The following is a 15095-nucleotide window of genomic DNA, read 5'->3' as shown; positions in this document are numbered from 1 at the left end:
ACTATTAGCTCTAAGAATAAGTAATATACTCACAGCAATAGGATTTTCGGCAAGGCGCCGCGAAGGAGAGCAACCGCAGTGTATACAACATACATGAGGATTGCGAACCGAGCGGGAACGCAGCCGAAAGTTCAAGTGCGAAGAGTATAGATCGTTATAACAGCAAACTCGCAGAGGAAATATGAGTCTTAATAAATTAACTAGTCAGTTTCAGGCCGCTATAGCTGAATCCCAATCACTGGCGGTAGGACGTGATAATGCATTTATTGAACCGATCCACTTAATGAAGGCATTGTTATCGCAGGAAGATGGAACGGCAAGACCGTTGCTGACGAAATCAAATGTTAATTTAAGCCAATTATCTAAAGAATTAGATGATGCCATCGATCGGTTGCCAACGCTTCAAGCAGCAAAGCCGGGGGAGATTTATCCGTCTAATGATTTAACGCGTTTGCTTAATGTAACCGATAAATTGGCACAGCAACGCAAAGATGAATATCTATCCAGTGAATTATTTGTATTAGCGGCGGTTGACGATAAAAGTATCTTGGGTGATTTATTGCGAAAAGCCGGTGCATCGAAGGCGGCGATTGAAGCATCGATTAAAGATATTCGTGGTGGAGAGGGTGTTAGTGATCCAGAAGCCGAGGGGCGACGCGGTGCCTTAGAAAAATACACCATCGATTTAACGGTGCAAGCCGCACAAGGCAAGCTTGATCCGGTAATAGGACGTGATGATGTGATTCGTCGAACGATACAAGTGTTACAAAGGCGAACAAAAAATAATCCGGTGTTAATTGGTGAGCCCGGTGTTGGTAAAACAGCGGTTGTTGAAGGGCTTGCACAACGAATTATTAATCATGAAGTACCAGAAGGTCTAAAAAATAAACGTTTGTTAGCGCTGGATATGGGCGCATTAATTGCAGGTGCAAAATACCGAGGTGAATTTGAAGAACGTTTGAAAGCCGTGTTGAATGATTTGGCTAAGCAAGAAGGGCAGATTATTTTATTTATTGATGAATTACATACCATGGTCGGTGCTGGAAAAGCAGAAGGTGCAATGGATGCTGGTAATATGTTAAAACCCGCTTTAGCACGCGGCCAATTGCATTGTATTGGTGCAACCACATTAAATGAATATCGCAATTATATTGAAAAAGATGCCGCACTAGAGCGAAGATTTCAAAAAATATTGGTTGACGAGCCCAGTGTTGAAGATACGGTGGCCATATTACGTGGCCTAAAGCAGCGTTATGAAATTCACCATGGTGTCGAAATTACCGATTCTGCTATTCTTGCTGCCGCTACTTTATCACATCGCTACATTTCGGATCGAAACTTACCTGATAAAGCTATCGATCTTATCGATGAGGCTGCTAGTCGTATTCGTATTGAGATTGATTCTAAACCTGAAGAGTTGGATCGTTTAGATAGACGTTTAATCCAATTAAAAATTGAACGCGAAGCCTTAAAAAAAGAGACGGATGAAGCGTCTAAAAAACGCTTACATAACTTGCAAAAAGAAGTGAGCGAGCTCGAAAAAAAATATGCTGATTTAAACGAAATATGGAAAGCTGAAAAAGCCACGTTGCAAGGCGAACAAAAAATAAAGAGCGATCTTGAAAAAGCACAATTTGAATTAGAAAAGGCTCGTCGCTCCGGTGACTTAAACAAAATGTCAGAATTGCAATACGGTCAAATTCCTGCTTTAGAAAAACAATTACAAGCCGCGCATAAAATGGAAAAACAGGAAACACATTTAGTACGTAATAAAGTGACTGAAAAAGAAATTGCTGAAATTGTTTCCAAATGGACGGGCATTCCTGTTTCTAAGATGTTGGAAGGTGAACGTGAAAAATTATTGCAGATGGAAAAAGCATTGCATAAGCGCGTTGTTGGTCAAGATGAAGCGATTGCAGTGGTGGCCAATGCGATTCTTCGTTCTCGTGCAGGGTTATCGGATCCAAACCGCCCCATTGGTTCTTTCATTTTTTCTGGTCCCACCGGTGTGGGTAAAACCGAAGTATGTAAAGCCTTAGCGGCATTTTTATTTGATTCAGATGATGCCATGGTACGTTTAGATATGTCTGAATTTATGGAAAAGCATTCTGTTTCGCGTTTAATCGGTGCGCCGCCTGGTTATGTAGGTTATGAAGAGGGTGGTTATTTAACCGAAGCCGTTCGTCGTAAACCTTATTCGGTTGTATTGCTGGATGAGATTGAAAAGGCACATGCGGATGTATTTAATATTTTATTACAGGTATTGGAAGATGGTCGCTTAACCGATGGGCATGGACGTACGGTTGATTTTCGCAATACGGTGGTTGTGATGACATCGAATTTGGGTTCTCAATTGATACAAGAATTAGCACCCAAAGCTGATTATGCAACGTTGAAGAGCACGGTTATGGAGGTTATTTCACAACATTTTCGGCCAGAATTTATTAATCGTGTGGATGAAGTGGTTGTATTTCATTCGCTCACACAAAAACAGATTCATACGATTACATCTATTCAATTGGAACGCTTACGTCAGCGTTTGAAGGAGCGTGATTTGAAATTAGACGTGAGTGAAACGGCGATCGATCATATTGCAGCGGTTGGTTATGATCCTGTTTATGGTGCACGACCCCTCAAGCGTGCTATTCAACAAGAGTTGGAAAACCCGATTGCGCGTGCGTTGATTGCCGGAGAATTTGTGGCAGGCGATAAAATACAGGTGGATTATAAAAAAGATGAAATGATCATACATACTAAAGGTAAAACTAAGCCGAAAAATAAAGAATAAAAATAAAAAATTAGAAAATTACATTTGATTAAAATTCAATAAGAAATAATGATAAAACTGCTCGATCATTTAAATTCTGATGTGGATAGCTACTTTCTTTTTTTGCATTTTATTCTTTATTTTTAATGCTATTTCCCCTGATTTTTTTGTCCTAAATTTTTTGAATACTTATATCTGTTAATTTGTTGTTATTTTAGCTCGAATGTAAAAATTATGTACAAAAATATAAAAATTTGATAGTCTGTAAGAGTTTTACGTTTTTCTAATTAATTTTAAATAGTTTAAAAAGGGAAGACGATATGCCAAGGTTAAATTCCAAATCATCTAATCTAAGCGATAGGTGCTTTCAATGTATTCCACCTAATCTTCCTGATTTAAAAAACTTACAGTCATTACCTGAAGATTGGTTTGAAAAATTATCTGGGTTATGCAATGTAAAGGTTGATGCTTTTAATAAACATCTAAAAAATGCTGATCTCAATAAATATCCTCTTTTATTTAGAAATTCTACTATTTCACTAAAAGAAGCGTTGCAATTTATTTATTTAACGCTTTCTCATTTAAATTGCAAAAGTTCTTACTATAGCGCCATAGTTTTGAAGTTAACTGAAGATATTGAATTTTGCACGCCAGGGTTTATTAACCGAGTTGCGGATATAGTGACTTCGTTACAAGAGCCACAAAATTTAGATGAATTACTCTATCAATCGCGACTCGATCTTGTAAATACAGTAGCGGCTAAGCTTGCAACTACCCAGACGCAGCAAATCCATGCGTGGAATCAGGTGTTGCAAATTGCTGCTAATAACAATCTAGGAGTTAAAGGAAATTTTAAGGACCCCTTTTCTTCGAACTTAACATATTCCGAAATTAAAAAATATTTAGAAAAAGAATTTTCAGAAAAATTTACTCCGTTTTACTTACCTTTTCTATTAGAAAAACAACTACGAGGACTCGCTAGTTTATCCGATTATCAGGGGGCTCAAGCTACAGGGTATACCGTAGGTATCGCAGAAAACATAACTGAAAAAATTAAAACATACCTCCATGCAGAAACTTTTAAAAATCTTACTTGCCAAGATTTTTTTGAAATAGTTTATTCAGATGATGATGAAGATTGTTATTTGCCTATATTAAAAGATATTAAATGGAATGTAGTAAGAAACTGTTTTTTTAATACTCTGCTCAAAGAAGGTTATTTTGTTAAAGCGATTTCAGAAAATGATATACATAGCCTAGTAGATTGTGCCTCGTTTAGCAGTTTATTACGTAATAACCAATTGCTTGGCAGTGAAAATAAATACATTATGGATAGCTTATTTAATAATAATGATGTTTATTCGCAATTAAAAAAAATTGAAACAGAGTTCGCTGCTTATTGGGAAAATCTAAGAGATTGTCCAGCATTAATTGATAAAACAATATCTTGGCTTATAAAAACTATAGAAAAAAATCATCTAATAGTAACACGATTGAATTTTTTAAATTATTAATCTATTTAATTTTAAAAGATATAAGAAGCAATCCTAATAATATGGGTAGCGTGCGGGATATACTGTTTTTTTTAGATAAAAACGGTTGGAATATGTTGATGGCGGCAGTGCGTTATCAACCTGAGTTTGTATCGTCGCTATTAAGCTTTGTAAAGGATAATAAAGAGAAATTGGATTGGACATTAATCCAGAAAATGCTTTTAAATAAGACGAAAGACGGTGATAATGCGTTAAATTTAGCAGTGCGTTATCAATCTAAAACCGTATTGCCTCTATTAAACTTTGTGAAGGACAATAAAGAAAAATTGGATTGGGAATTAATAGCCCAGCAAATGCTTTTAAATAAGACTAATGATGGTCATAACGCGTTGAGTTTAGCCGTGCGTTATCAACCTGAAGCGGTATTGTATCTATTAAATTTTGTAAAAGACAATAAAGAGAAATTTGGTTCGACATTTATCCAGCAAATGCTTTTAAATAAGACTAATAGTGGTCATAGCGCGTTGAGTTTAGCGGCGCGTTATCAGTCTGAAGCGGTATTGTATCTATTAAGTTTTGTAAAAGACAATAAAGAGAAATTTGGTTCGACATTCATCCAGCAAATGCTTTTAAATAAAAGTACAACAGGCATTAATGTATTGATGATGGCGGTGTGTAACCACTCTGAAGTCGTATCATATCTATTAAACTTTGTAAATGATAATAAAGAGGAATTTGATGGGGCATTAATCCAGCAAATGCTTTTAAATAAGACTAATAGTGGTCATAGCGCGTTGAGTTTAGCAGCGCGTTATCAACCAGAAGCTGTGTCGCCTCTACTAAACTTCATAAAGGATAATAAAGAGAAATTTGATTGGGCATTCGTCCAGCAAATGCTTTTAACTAAGAATAAATACGGTGCTAACCCGTTGAATTTAGCATTACGTTATCAGCCTGAAGCCGTATTGCATCTATTAAACTTTATGAAGGATAATAAAGAGAAATTTGATTGGGCATTCATCCAGCAAATGCTTTTAACTAAGGATAAAGACGGTTGGAATGCATTGCATATAGCAGTGTGTTATCAACCTGAAGCCGTGTCGCCTCTATTAAACTTTGTAAAGGATAATAAAGAGAAATTTGATTCAAAAATATTGAATCAGCTGATCCTTTCAAACGGTTTATATGGGTTAAGTGTATTGGGAAAAGTAATGAACTCTTTAAATGAACACCCTGAATTGATAGCGATCATAGAATTTATAGAGCAAAATATTACTGATTTTGGCCCAAAAGAACTCGTGTATACATTTTTGAGTCATACAGCTGATCATGCTTGGAATTTATATACCGCTAAAATATTATTAAATAGCTATTTAGAAGATCTTTTTAATAGAAAAAATAAAAATATTACACATACAACCCGATTTTTTAAATGTAATTTTGGTTACTCGACAGAAGAAAAACTAACTGCAGCGACAGAATTAAAAAATATTTTATCTGAAAGAGATATAGAATCTACAACTTTAAAAAAAATAATATTAAACATGAAAGCGTCTAATCCATGTTTAAGAAATGGAAGGTTAGGAAAGATAGTTAATATTTATTCTAAATTACTGCCTGAAAGTACGGAGAACTGTAAAGAAAATTATGTTTCTACAGGATCGATAAGCGATCGGTTATTATTTAGCTTTGCTGCACTAAATGAAACTATATTCGACCTGCTCCAACAAGTAACTGATAATTTACGTTTTATTTATTAACCTTGATTTGCTTGTTAAGCTTAAGATGCCCAAGGCCAATTTTTATAAATTTCGGACTTTGATAAAGACATAGGATATTTAATTATTTCAAAATAAGGTGAATAATCGAAATCTTTAGGTGTCATTAAGCGAGGGTTTCCTTTTAAAATTTTGAATGTTTCACCATCTTGCTCTATCTGCGGCATGATGGGGAAATTAACCGATTGAAACGCTTCCGTGAGTAGTGCAGAGCAACTTTCTTTTAAACTATTTCCTGGTTTGTAATTGAATAGTGTGGAATGCCATTTTCGTGGTAAAAGTGGCCAAGGTAATAAAAATCGCCCTAAATCTAAAATCTGACGGAAGTCATATTGCACCCCCAAGCGTTCTATGGTGTAGTTAATAACGTTTTGAGCATCTTGATGCAGAATTCCTCTGGGGCGGCAAATGCGAATATGTTCATTAGTATATTTATTAAGTGGCGAAACCACAGTACCTTCGCCTAGTAAGCTTTCAATGACTAACTGATCTTGGACATTACTATGATAAAATTTAGCCACTTTTTCTTGCATGGTTTTATCTTAAATATCCTGTAAGCGACCGATATAAAGTGCTGAGTGTGACCATGAGGTTTGAGTGATCAACTTAATTATTCGGCTGATACGTTTACGACCCTCGATGAGTAATACATCACAGGGGCGTAATTCATGTTTAAGCTTGTTAAAGTCGCTAAGAGGAAATTCTTGAACAGGGTCAACTTCTCGATTGAGCCAGCCAATTAAGGCAAGGAGTAACTTATTAGAACAGTTTACACTCATAAGATCCTTGAGTAACTCAGTTTAGTTAGAGCTGCTGTGCTAATTCAATCGCATATCCTAAATAATTTGTCGGTGTTAGCGCTAATAATTGTTGTTTTACGTTTTCAGGCAGCTCAAGTCCATGAATGAACTGGTGTAGGGATTCCTGATTAATTTTTTTACCACGCGTTAATGCTTTTAATTTTTCGTAAGGCATTTCGCTGCCATATCTTCTCAAAACGGTTTGGATCGCTTCGGATAAGATTTCCCAATGTTGATTTAAATCTTCGGTTAATTTCGCGGTATCAAGCTCAATTTTTTCCAACCCGCTTAATAGGCTTTTATAGCCAATTAAGCTATGCGCAAGTGCAACCCCTAAATTACGTAGTAAAGTAGAGTCTCTTAAATCTCGTTGCCAACGTGAAACGGGTAAAGTACGGGAAAAATGTTCGTACAAGCTATTAGCAAGGCTAAGATTGCCTTCAGCATTTTCAAAATCGATGGGATTAATTTTATGCGGCATCGTCGAAGAGCCCGTTTCTTCGGCCTTAGATTTTTGTTTAAAATAACCTAATGAAATATATCCCCACATATCAGCGGATAGGTTAATTAAAATCGTATTGATGTGTTTAAGGGCATCACAATAATCCGCAATGGAATCATGTGATTCGATTTGTGTGGTGTAAGGATTCCAAGTTAACCCTAAGCTTTCAACAAATTGTTTGGAAATTTCAGGCCAATGGATATCGGGATAGGCAATACGGTGTGCGTTATAGTTGCCAATAGCACCGTTGAATTTGCCGCGTAGTTTAAGTTTAGAAAACTGTTCAAGCTGAATCGTTAAACGTGCCGCAAAATTGGCCAATTCTTTGCCCATGGTGGTTGGCACAGCGGCTTGTCCATGGGTACGAGCAAGCATAGGGTGGGCAGCATAGTTTTGCGCCAAACTTTTTAATTGTGTGATAAGCGTTTGAATAGCCGGTATCAGACAGTTTTCAGCAGCTTCTTTAAGCATCAAAGCATAGGCAAGATTATTAATATCATCGGATGTACACGCAAAATGAATGAATTCACTGCACTTTTTAAGTTCGGAATTTTTTTTTATTTTTTCTTTTAAAAAATATTCAATGGCCTTGATATCATGGTTTGTAGTTGCTTCAAATTTTTTAATCTGTTGTGCGTCATGTTCATCAAATTCTTTAATAATGGCATCGAGTTGCTTATTAGTTTTTTCTGAAAAAGGCCTAACTTCTTTAATCGGGTCATGGTTTGCAAGGGTCTGTAACCAGCGAATTTCGATCAAAACTCTAAAGCGAAATAACCCATATTCACTAAATAAAGGGCGTAATTCAGCTACTTTGCTGTGATAACGCCCATCAATAGGGGATATTGCCGTTAAAGAGTTTAGTTGCACAATAGCCTCGATAAAAAAATAAGTATAAATGATGATCGTCATTGCGAGCGTCGAAGACGCGCGGCAATCTAGATTTTCATAACCGAGATGGCCACGCTCATTTCATTCGCTCGCCATGACGGATGTGGCTTCATCAAAGTTCTTCGTCAGTATAGCCGTTATCGAATTTTTCTGACCTATCGTGTCGTTTTTCCTTTTCTTTTTGCTTGTGTTTATTGACTTGTAATTCAATTTTATCAATTAAGTTATCAATGGCGTTATATAAATCTTCAGATTCAGCACGCGCATAAAATTCTGTGCCGTGTGCATGTACCAGCGCTTTAGCGATTTGTTCTAAGTTTTCTATACTTAGGGTTACATGTATAGACGTTGCTTTAGTGAGGATGCGATCTAAGCGTTTAAATTTATCCAATATGTGCTGTTTCAATGCATCCGTTGCCTCTATGCCATCATTTGTAATAGTAATTTGCATTAACAACCCCTAGTTGATTTTAAGTGTTATAAAATATAATTTTTACGTCGCTTTAGTATATCGTAGCTTGAGTAGGGAAAACAGGAAGCGCTGAAGGGGATTGTTGGATCTAGAGATCAAATTCGTGACCTAAATAAACCTCCCTCACGCGCTGATTATTCAACACTTCTTTGGGTGTGCCGGCATAGATCGTCTCCCCTTCGCTGACAATATAAGCCCGTTTACAAATCGTTAGGGTTTCTCGAACATTGTGGTCAGTAATTAATACACCAATCCCCCGATGACTAAGATGGGTAATCATACGTTTAATGTCTACAACAGAGATGGGGTCAATCCCCGCAAAGGGCTCATCTAATAACATGAATTTAGGTTCCATGGCCAAAGCACGTGCAATTTCTACACGTCGCCGCTCGCCGCCGGATAAGCTGATACCTAAGATATCGCGTACATGGGTAATATGAAATTCATGCAACAAATTTTCTAGATGCTGCTTACGTTGCTCTTTACTGAGATCTTTACGTAATTGCAGGATAGCAAGAATATTATCAGCCACCGTTAATTTGCGAAATATAGAGGGCTCTTGCGGTAAATAGCCTATGCCGGCTTTCGCGCGTGTATGCATAGGGAGGTGGGTAATATTCCGATTATTGAGTAAGATTTTACCTTGTGCACTTTCAACTAAGCCAACGATCAGATAAAAACTGGTTGTTTTCCCTGCACCATTGGGGCCCAATAAGCCCACTACTTCACCGGGTTCTACTTCCAGGGAGACGTTTTTAACGACAACACGGGTGTGGTAACGTTTTGCTAAGTTGATGGCTTGTAGTTTGTTACTCATGAGTGCAGTGCTTGAAGTGGAGCCAATGTAATTTGGGTATGTCCTTCTTTTGATAAGGGAGAGGCTACGGTTTTTTTCTTAAAGTCATAGTTAATTTGTGGGCCTTGAAAACGGTTTTGGCCTTGAATAATCTGTGCATCCCCTACGGCCTCTAGGTAATCTGTTAAGGGATAATAATAGATAGTGTTTCCAGTAGCAATTAACTTAGGGTGTTTATGAAAGATAAGGGCGTGGTAAACCGCGGGATGTCCTGAGGCAATAATCTTAACAATTTCCCCTGCTCGGTTAGAATAACTGGTGGCATGATCGGCAGTAAGGATGCGGCTTCCTTGTGTTACTTTGATATGCCCTTGGTAGATACCCACCTTGGTTTCATTATTAAATTGTAAGCTATCGGCCTCAACATTGATGTCTTGTTGGTTATCAATATTTGCATAGGCGTAAGGATAAAAAACAACTAAAGCGAATAACGTTAAGATTAAATAAAATTTTTTATTAATTTTCTGTCGTAGATAATTGCATTCCTGCATCTAAAACCTCACTTACTTTTAGTAGGTTTGAGCTGTCCTTTGACTTGGGATAAAAGTTGGATAGTTTTGGTATTAAAATCGGCATGTAAGCCTACCGCATTAAGCACTTGATTGGCTTGTGTGATGACCACAGGCGCAGCAGTATCTGCCGTTTTTTCTTTAAGATTAATGTTTAAAATAGAAGTCGTTAAGGTGGATGAAATATTCGTATTAGAACCTTTTTTTTGTATCAGTTTTACATTATCCCAAAGCTGTAAGTGATCATTACTTTCTTTTAGCTTGCCATATTTAGCCGAAAGGTCCCACGTTTCATTGTTTTTTAAGAACAAATTGAATAACGGCGTCGCAAGCGAAATACTATCGTCTAGAGGATAGTGAATAGATAAAGGTGTTTTTAATTGATCATGTAGATTTCCGTCAGCGTCCGTATGAAACATAGTGACTTGCGTAGCATAAGTATCGGGCTGGTGTCGCTCTGTAAAGGCATTGGTACTTCGGGTTAATTGCTGCCAGGTATACCAAGTGCCCAATAAGATCATTGCGACGAGAATGAGATTAATGAATAGTGTTTTAGAAAACATATATACTCTTCGCACTTGAATTTTTTGCTGCGTTGCCGCTCAATTCGCAATCCTCATGTATCATATATACACTCCGGTTGCTCATTTTCGCGGCGCCTTGCCAAAAATCCAATTGCTGTGAGTATACCCACAGCAATTTTTCTAGTTAAAATTGAATATAGTGAAATGTTAGCAGCTATTTAATACCTGTTGCCAGAATATCATGAATATGAATAACACCAAGAGGTTTTTTTTTATCGTCAACGATCACTAAGGTGGTGATCTTGTTATTCTCCATAAGACGCAAGGCTTCTGTTGCAAGTTGATTGGCGCTTATCGTTTTACAATCAGAGCTCATGACTTTATCAATCAAGGTGGTGTGTAAATCTAAATCTTGATCGATGGTACGTCTTAGATCGCCATCCGTAAAAACACCTAAAAGCCGTCCGTTTTTAGTGACGGTCGTCATGCCAAGGCGTTTTTGTGATATTTCTAATAAGGCATCAATGACGGGAGTGCCTGACTTTACTTGAGGAATTGCAGCACCTGATTGCATAATATCGGCGACTTTTAACAGCAAGCGCCGTCCTAATCGACCTTTAGGATGAACCTTAGCGAAATCCTCGTGGGTAAATCCGCGCGCATTCAGCAATGAGATTGCCAACGCATCACCCATGACCAACATAGTAGTACTGCTTGCAGTAGGTGCTAAACCCAGAGGACAAGCTTCTTTTTTAATGCCTATATCAAGAGAAACGGTGGCTTGTTGTGCTAAGGTAGAGTCAGGATTCCCTGTTAAGAGAATAAAAGGAATTTTTAATAATTTTAAGGTGGGTAATATACTGATCAGCTCATCCGTTTCTCCCGAATAGGAGAGTGCTAAAACCACATCTTTAGCGTTAATCATGCCAAGATCTCCGTGGTTGGCTTCGGCTGCGTGGATGAAGAAAGCAGGGCTACCTGTACTTGCAAGCGTGGCAGCAATTTTGTTTCCTATATGGCCTGACTTACCAATGCCGATGACAATGATATGTCCTTGACAGTCGAAGAGTAGCTCACACGCTTTCTCAAAGTGGGCATCTACTCGTTTTGTTAAGCTATTAACGGCAGCTCCTTCGATTTTAATAAGTTCGAGTGCTGATTCAGAAAATTTTTTGTCATTCATCGCGCCACCTTTTATTAATTTGGATTCTCAAGGCTGAGCATCCGAGTGTTATTCGAATAGGCAAATAATTCAGCATAACGCCCCCAATCAATCACTGTACGTAGGACACGTTCAGCTTCTTTTTCACTCAAGAAATCTTCTAATTCATTTAAAAAACGATCTTTGGATGCGCGTTGACCCGCTGTAATGCGTTCTTCTAAAACTTGGCGAATATGCTTAGCTAGCGGTACATAACGTAATAGATGTGCTGCAAATATTTTTTTGCGTTCTAAAATATCGGCGTTTGCAAATAATTTACCGGCATCGGTTAAAATTAATTCACCATTGTTGACGTAAGCAAAACCTAAAATATCTAATACTTCTGTTAAGGGGAATAAATCATCGATATTTAAGTGCGAAGATTCGGAGAGCTCAGGTAAACTAATGTGTCCCTCGTGGCCAGCTTCGTCTAATGTTTCAAGTAAGCCGCTGAGTTCAGAAATATCGGCGTCTGGAAGACGATAGCCTATATCAGTAATACGTGGGAGTTGTTCTTTATGTAGTAATTTTTTACGTTCATCCATTTGGCGCGTTATTAAAGAATAAATTTGATCCACTAATTTTCTAAAGGCGGGGTCTTGGTCAGAACGTGGGTAAAGTAAATCAATTTTTAATTCTGCGCGAATAGTGCCGGGATCACTATCAAAAACGATAATTCGATTTGCTAGTAATACGGCTTCTTCAATGTTGTGTGTCACAAATAAAATGCCGCGCGTGCCGGTCTGTTTAGTTTCCCAGAGATCAAGCAAGTCGCTTTTAAGGTTTTCTGCCGTTAACACATCAAGTGCGGAAAAAGGTTCATCCATTAATAAAATGTCAGGATTAACCACAAGTGCGCGTGCAAAACCCACCCGTTGACGCATTCCGCCGGATAACTCTTTAGGAAAAGCGGATTCAAAACCATCTAAACCTATAATATCGATAGCTTTTAATGCTCGAGTTCTACGTTCGTCACGAGGAATGCCTAAGGCTTCTAAGCCAAGCTCAACATTTTCTAAAACGGTTAACCAAGGTAAAAGGGCAAAATTTTGAAAGACCATCGTCATGCCAAACACAGGCCCTTGTACTGGTTGATCACGGTAGGTTACTGTACCGCTGCTGGGTTCTGAGAGACCTGCAATGATGCGTAATAGTGTGGATTTTCCCGAGCCGGATTTTCCAAGCAGTGCAACAATTTCACCTTCATAGAGTTCAAAATTAACATTATCTAAGACAAGTAATTCTTGTTGTTCGGCCTTTTTAAAAGACTTGCTAATGTTTTTTACAGTAAAAATAGGTTGTTTTTGCATAATCTATAATCTTTACACTCGCAGAGGCGAATTTGCAACGTTAAATGTTTTGTTTAATCTAATTTATAACGGGATTGGGCTAAATTATAAAGGGGTCGCCAGATTAAATAGTTCATAGCCAGTACAAAAACACTCATAGTGGCCATGCCCAACGCGACACGGGGGAAATCACCGAGGTTACTGTACTGTGCAATATAAGCACCTAATCCGGTAGCTGTTAGGGTTGTAGCGCCCCAGCTAACCACTTCTGCAATGATACTGGTGTTCCAACAATTGCCCACAGCCGTTATTGTGCCGGTTATCCAGTAAGGAAAAATTCCTGGTAAAATTAAACGACGCCACCATTGCCAGCCTTTTACGCCAAAGTTAGCGGTTGCTTGTTTTAGGTCTTCGGGTAAAGCAGAAGCACCTGCAATGATATTAAATAAAATATACCACTGTGTGCCTAATAACATCAGCGGCGTTGTCCATATGTTAACATTGAGTTGGTATTTCAAGATGAGAATAACAACGATAGGAAACAAAACGTTCGTTGGAAATGCTGCTAAAAATTGAGCGAGAGGCTGTACAATTTTAGCAGCATGTCTATTTAATCCTATCCAAACACCGATAGGAACCCAAATGATACTGCATATGATGGTAACGGCAATGACACGCAATGAGGTCATTGCACCTAAAAATAGTACATGTGGTATTTCACTCAATGAAATATGGCGTACTATAAATTGTATTAATAGCCATACAGAAGCAAAAATAAGTGTGGTAATAACCACATACCAAGTGATATTTAACGCGGCTTCTAAGTGGGTGTTTTTATATTTTTGTATCGTTTGCGAAGGTTTGAAGGCGCGTAAATTGACGATGTGATCGCCTAATTTTGCAAAAAATTGGCTTACGTGTCTCATGGCACTTGAACGTTGCAAAAGAATGGTTATCCAAGAGCGTGAGACAGCTTCTTGGCCTAGTTGTTCGAAAGTAAATTTTTTGGACCAACTTAGTAAAGGTCTAAAAAATAATTGATCATACAATAATATAACGACCAGCATGGTGAGGATGGTATAAATGACTCCCTGCATACTGGATTGACTAATAGCGAGACCTAAATAGGAACCTATACCAGGTAATACAATCGTTTGATTGTTAACCGAAATACTTTCACACGCTATCAAAAAGATCCAACTACCCGACATGGATAACATCATATTCCAAAGCAATCCTGGAATACTGAAAGGGACTTCTACGCGCCAAAAACGCTGCCAAGCCGATAGATGAAACATATCGGCTGCTTCTTTGAGTTCCAAAGGAACGGAGCGTAGGCTTTGATAAAAACTAAGCGTTATATTCCAAACCTGTGCTGTGAATACAGCAAAGATAGCCGCTGCCTCAGGGCCGAGACGACTACCGTGAAATAATTTAATAAAACCCACGACAGTAATGGATAAAAGCCCTATAACGGGAACAGATTGCAGAACGTCAATGCAAGGAATAATGAGACTGGCCGCACGTTTATTTTTTGCGGCTAAGGTTCCGATTGTAAAGGTAAATAGCAAGGCAAAAGCCATCGCAGTAAATAAACGCAGTACGGTGAATAATGCATATTTAGGTAGTTGGTGTGGATCTAAAGTTAAAGGAAAAGTTTGGCCAATTTGATAAGGCGCCGCCATTTGTTTGCCGCCCCATACAAATGCAGCCAGCATGCCGAGTACAACGATAAAAGCAATTAAGTCCCATTTATTGGGGAACCCTTTTATTGATCGTTTAACCGAAAAAGGATTATAGAATTTTGACATGGTGACCTATCCCCGGGTTTTGGATTGGTGGTAGGACACATATACTCTTATTACGCTGAGTACAGTTTATTCCCCCGAATTCCAGGGGAAGGTAGTTTTATTTTTTTAGTTTGTCAATATAGGTATTGAGTTTGAAACTAATCATTATCGCAATTTAAACGTTAATTTTAAAAGGAGAAAATAAATATTTTCTCCTTTTTTG

The 15095-nt window shown here is 37.9% G+C and carries 13 protein-coding genes; 3 read left to right on the top strand and 10 right to left on the bottom strand.

Annotated features, from left to right (window positions below; genetic code table 11):
• Nucleotides 1–181: 181 nt before the first annotated feature.
• The 3 genes from clpB (at nt 182) to DMP02_RS06865 (ending at nt 6020) form a co-directional block, all read left to right on the top strand.
• Nucleotides 182–2788: an ATP-dependent chaperone ClpB gene (clpB, locus tag DMP02_RS06875; protein ID WP_126323401.1), complete on the top strand. Its 2607-nt coding sequence runs from the start codon at nt 182–184 to the stop codon at nt 2786–2788.
• A 299-nt stretch (nt 2789–3087) separates the two neighbouring features.
• Nucleotides 3088–4281, top strand: coding sequence for a hypothetical protein (locus tag DMP02_RS06870; RefSeq protein WP_126323400.1), 1194 nt, complete (start codon nt 3088–3090; stop codon nt 4279–4281).
• A complete protein-coding gene (locus DMP02_RS06865; protein ID WP_126323399.1) occupies nt 4215–6020 on the top strand; it encodes an ankyrin repeat domain-containing protein in 1806 nt (601 codons plus the stop codon). Before DMP02_RS06870 ends, DMP02_RS06865 begins: the two co-directional genes overlap by 67 nt.
• 20 nt (nt 6021–6040) lie before the next feature.
• Here the strand turns inward: DMP02_RS06865 and DMP02_RS06860 are convergent, their stop codons facing one another.
• From DMP02_RS06860 to DMP02_RS06815, 10 genes are all read right to left on the bottom strand, one after another.
• On the bottom strand, nt 6041–6571 hold the full coding sequence (locus tag DMP02_RS06860; RefSeq protein WP_126323398.1) for a hypothetical protein: 531 nt from the start codon (nt 6569–6571) through the stop codon (nt 6041–6043).
• Nucleotides 6572–6580: 9 nt separating this feature from the next.
• Nucleotides 6581–6817 (bottom strand): hypothetical protein, encoded by a 237-nt coding sequence (locus tag DMP02_RS06855; protein WP_126323397.1) that lies wholly within the window; start codon nt 6815–6817, stop codon nt 6581–6583.
• Between the two features lie 25 nt (nt 6818–6842).
• Nucleotides 6843–8210, bottom strand: a complete 1368-nt coding sequence (gene purB, locus DMP02_RS06850) for an adenylosuccinate lyase (protein WP_126323526.1) — start codon at nt 8208–8210, stop codon at nt 6843–6845.
• 133 nt (nt 8211–8343) lie between these two features.
• On the bottom strand, nt 8344–8682 hold the full coding sequence (hpf, locus tag DMP02_RS06845) for a ribosome hibernation-promoting factor, HPF/YfiA family (protein WP_126323396.1): 339 nt from the start codon (nt 8680–8682) through the stop codon (nt 8344–8346).
• Between the two features lie 109 nt (nt 8683–8791).
• The gene (gene lptB, locus DMP02_RS06840; RefSeq protein WP_126323395.1) at nt 8792–9520 is read right to left on the bottom strand and encodes an LPS export ABC transporter ATP-binding protein; all 729 of its coding nucleotides are present in this window, start codon (nt 9518–9520) and stop codon (nt 8792–8794) included.
• Nucleotides 9517–10050 (bottom strand): lipopolysaccharide transport periplasmic protein LptA, encoded by a 534-nt coding sequence (gene lptA, locus DMP02_RS06835; RefSeq protein WP_126323394.1) that lies wholly within the window; start codon nt 10048–10050, stop codon nt 9517–9519. The genes lptB and lptA overlap by 4 nt, the downstream gene beginning before the upstream one ends.
• A gap of 8 nt (nt 10051–10058) precedes the next feature.
• Nucleotides 10059–10631, bottom strand: a complete 573-nt coding sequence (gene lptC, locus DMP02_RS06830; protein WP_126323393.1) for an LPS export ABC transporter periplasmic protein LptC — start codon at nt 10629–10631, stop codon at nt 10059–10061.
• Between the two features lie 175 nt (nt 10632–10806).
• Nucleotides 10807–11775: a KpsF/GutQ family sugar-phosphate isomerase gene (locus DMP02_RS06825; protein WP_126323392.1), complete on the bottom strand. Its 969-nt coding sequence runs from the start codon at nt 11773–11775 to the stop codon at nt 10807–10809.
• A gap of 14 nt (nt 11776–11789) precedes the next feature.
• Nucleotides 11790–13103, bottom strand: a complete 1314-nt coding sequence (locus tag DMP02_RS06820) for an ABC transporter ATP-binding protein (RefSeq protein WP_126323391.1) — start codon at nt 13101–13103, stop codon at nt 11790–11792.
• A 53-nt stretch (nt 13104–13156) separates the two neighbouring features.
• Entirely contained in the window at nt 13157–14893 is a 1737-nt protein-coding gene (locus DMP02_RS06815; protein ID WP_126323390.1) for an ABC transporter permease, read from the bottom strand.
• Between the last annotated feature and the right edge of the window lie 202 nt (nt 14894–15095).

This window comes from Candidatus Rickettsiella viridis, assembly GCF_003966755.1.
Taxonomy (GTDB): Bacteria; Pseudomonadota; Gammaproteobacteria; order Diplorickettsiales; family Diplorickettsiaceae; genus Rickettsiella_B; species Rickettsiella_B viridis.
The sequence above is the reverse complement of the archived record's forward strand: the minus strand, read 5'-3'. Positions and strand labels throughout refer to the sequence as shown.